3 protein-coding genes are annotated in these 2,805 nt (G+C 71.7%); 2 read left to right on the forward strand and 1 reads right to left on the reverse strand.

Annotated features, from left to right (window positions below):
- Positions 1 to 134 precede the first annotated feature (134 nt).
- Positions 135 to 743 (reverse strand): PadR family transcriptional regulator, encoded by a 609-nt coding sequence (locus tag GT354_RS28975; protein ID WP_161359329.1) that lies wholly within the window; start codon positions 741 to 743, stop codon positions 135 to 137.
- A gap of 147 nt (positions 744 to 890) precedes the next feature.
- Here GT354_RS28975 and GT354_RS28980 point away from each other — a divergent pair, with 147 nt between their 5' ends.
- Both GT354_RS28980 and GT354_RS28985 read left to right on the forward strand, forming a co-directional pair.
- On the forward strand, positions 891 to 1,352 hold the full coding sequence (locus GT354_RS28980; RefSeq protein WP_161359330.1) for a hypothetical protein: 462 nt from the start codon (positions 891 to 893) through the stop codon (positions 1,350 to 1,352).
- 195 nt (positions 1,353 to 1,547) lie between these two features.
- The gene (locus GT354_RS28985; protein ID WP_161359331.1) at positions 1,548 to 2,762 is read left to right on the forward strand and encodes an FAD-dependent monooxygenase; all 1,215 of its coding nucleotides are present in this window, start codon (positions 1,548 to 1,550) and stop codon (positions 2,760 to 2,762) included.
- Positions 2,763 to 2,805: the final 43 nt, after the last annotated feature.

Below are 2,805 nucleotides of genomic sequence, written 5' to 3' on the forward strand. Positions count from 1 at the left end.
AGGTCCCGGCGGGCGGCGCCCCATGGGCTTTCCCGCCACTTACCCGCGCGGCGCTCGCGCGCTCGTGTCGACGCGAGCGCCGGCCTCGCCCCTACCGCGACCGGGCCTCGCCCGCACCGCGACCGGGCCGGACCTCATTGCCCCACCGCCGCGGCGAACGCGTCGAGCGAGTCCTTGGTCCACGTGAGCCGCCCGTCCCGCAGGTCCGCGATCACCGCGTCCAGCCAGCCGAGTTCGGCCTCGGCCATGTGGCGCAGGTACTCGTCCTCCAGCATCAGCACGCGCGGCAGCCCGAACCCGAGCGAGTTCGCCACGTCGGTCGCCAGGTCGGCCGCCACCGCGGCCAGCAACTCCCTTCGCCGGGTGAGCAGTTCGAGCGTGCTCTGCGGCCCGAGCAGGGCGAGGAAGGACAACGCGGCCGGGAACTCCGGGAATTCGTTGCGCGGCGATCCCAGCATCTCGCCCATCCACACCATGACCGCCGCCCGACCCGCGTCGGTGATCTCGTACACGGTGCGCTCCGGGTACTGCTGATCGCGCTCGGTCTCGCGCACGGTCACCAGATCGGCCTCGCGCAGCCGGTTGATCGTCTTGTACAGCGACGCGCGCTGGCCGACGTTGACGACCTTGTCCTTGCCCCACTGCTTGATCCGCTGCTGGATCGCATAGGGGTGCATCGGTTCGCCGTACAGCAGACCGAGAACGGCCAGGGACAGCGGTGACCTGCGGAAAGTGGTTGCCATGCGATCAGGCTACTAGACGTCCGGGAACTAGACTCATGGAAACTAGTTGCCAGAACACTAGTGATGGTGTCACTATCGGAATGTCAGCCGAACGGCAGCCACGATCGGGGCGCGCAGCGGCCCGAGAACCCGAGGGGAACCATCGCCATGACCACCGCCCCCGTCCGTATTCACGCCGACCACACCACCACCAAGCGCCTCGGCAACTGGACCACCGCGACCTCGTTCGAGGTCCGCGAGCGCCGCGCCGACACCGTGCTCGACCTGCGCTCGCCGCGGATCGGCGACGGCAAGGACGACATCGAGATCCGCGTCGACCTCGACCGCGCCGTGCTCAAGCTGCTCGTCCCCGACGGCGCGGTCGTCGACGCGAGCGAGCTGCGCTGGACCGGCCGCGGCAGGGTCAAGGACGGCGCCGCTCCCGCCGACGCCGGCAAGGGCCGGGCGGTCCGCATCGTCGGTCGCATCGACAACGGCGAGATCCGGATCCACCGCGGTGGCATCGCGATGCTGTCCGCGATGTTCAGCCGCGAGTACGTCGAGGACGTGCGGCGCGCCCACCGCGACGGCGGCGTGCCCACCGTCGACGACCCCAGTCGCACCGCATGAGCCGCGACACCCGTTCGAGCGGCAGCGTGCAGGCGACACCGTGCGAAACGGCACCCGCGAAGGCGACACCGTGCGAGCGGCAGCGTGCGGGCAGCCCGTGCAAGCGGCGGCACCGGACAGGCCGACTCCCGTGACCACGCGGGATTCGCACCCGCACCCGCCCACGTCGATCAGATCACCCGAGGGAGCAAGACCGTGAACCGAGTCGAGACCGCACTGATCATCGGCGGCGGGATCGCCGGACCGGTGACCGCGTCCGCCCTGCGCAAGGCCGGCATCGAGGCCACCGTCCACGAGGCCTACGACACCACCGCGAACGACACGGACGGGGTCGGCGGCGCCCTGACGATCGCCCCGAACGGCCTCGCGGCGCTGGGTCTGCTGGGCGTCGAGGAGGCGATCCGCGACATCGGCCAACCGATGCCCGACATGGTGTTCGAGAACGGCCGAGGTCGCCGGCTGGGCAAGGCCGCGGGCCTGCCCGGTCTGCCGCCGAGTCGAACCGTGCGCCGCGCCGACCTGCACCGCGTCCTGCACGATCACGCCGTCGCCCAGGGCATCCGAATCGAGCACGGCAAGCGCCTGGTCGGCGTCGACGAGGCGCCGGACGGTGTCACCGCCCGATTCGCCGACGGCACCACGGCCGGCGCCGACATCCTGATCGGCGCCGACGGGATCCGCTCCACCGTCCGGACGCTGATCGACCCGGCCGCGCCGGAGCCGCAATACGTCGGCCTGCTCGGCTTCGGCGTCGGCACCTACGCGGCGAACGGCGCCGCGAGCGGGCCGGCCGGGGTGATGCACTTCGCCTTCGGCAAGCGCGCGTTCTTCGGCCACTGGACCCAATCCGACGGCAGCACCGCGCTGTTCTGCAACCTCCCCTGGCCCGAGCCGATGACCACGGCCGAGGCCCGTGCCGTCCCGGCGGCCGACTGGCTGCGCCGGTTGCGCGCCGCCCACGAGGGCGACGTGCCCGCCGAGGAGATCCTGCGCGCCGCGACACCCGAGATGCTGCTGGTCGCGGGACCGTTGGAACTGATGCCGCCGCTGCCGCACTGGTATCGCGACCGAATGGTGCTGGTCGGCGACTCCGCGCACGCCCCGTCGGCGAGTTCGGGACAGGGCGCGTCGCTCGCGATCGAGGGGTCGATCCAACTCGCCCGCTGCCTGCGTGACATCCCCGACCCGACGACCGCGTTCGCGGCGTACCAACGGCTGCGCCGGCCGCGGACCGAGAAGATCGCGGCCGACGCCGCGAAGACCAACAACAGCAAGGCCGCGGGCCCCGTCGCCAAGGCGTTGATGGCTCTGCTGATGCCGATCATGACGAAGACCGTCATGACGCCCGAGAAGATGTTCGGCGCGACCCATCGCCATCGGATCGACTGGGACGAGGTCGTCCTGCCGTAGTCGCCGCCGCGCCGCGCCCTTCCCGCCCGTCGCCCGCCCGCCC

The organism is Streptomyces sp. SID3343 (genome assembly GCF_009865215.1).
GTDB lineage: Bacteria > Actinomycetota > Actinomycetes > Streptomycetales > Streptomycetaceae > Embleya.

What these genes read in the sequence shown, in the direction of transcription:
- GT354_RS28975 (WP_161359329.1), bottom strand. Translation starts at nt 743, where the DNA reads ATGGCAACCACTTTCCGCAGGTCACCGCTGTCCCTGGCCGTTCTCGGT.
- GT354_RS28980 (WP_161359330.1), top strand. Translation starts at nt 891, where the DNA reads ATGACCACCGCCCCCGTCCGTATTCACGCCGACCACACCACCACCAAG.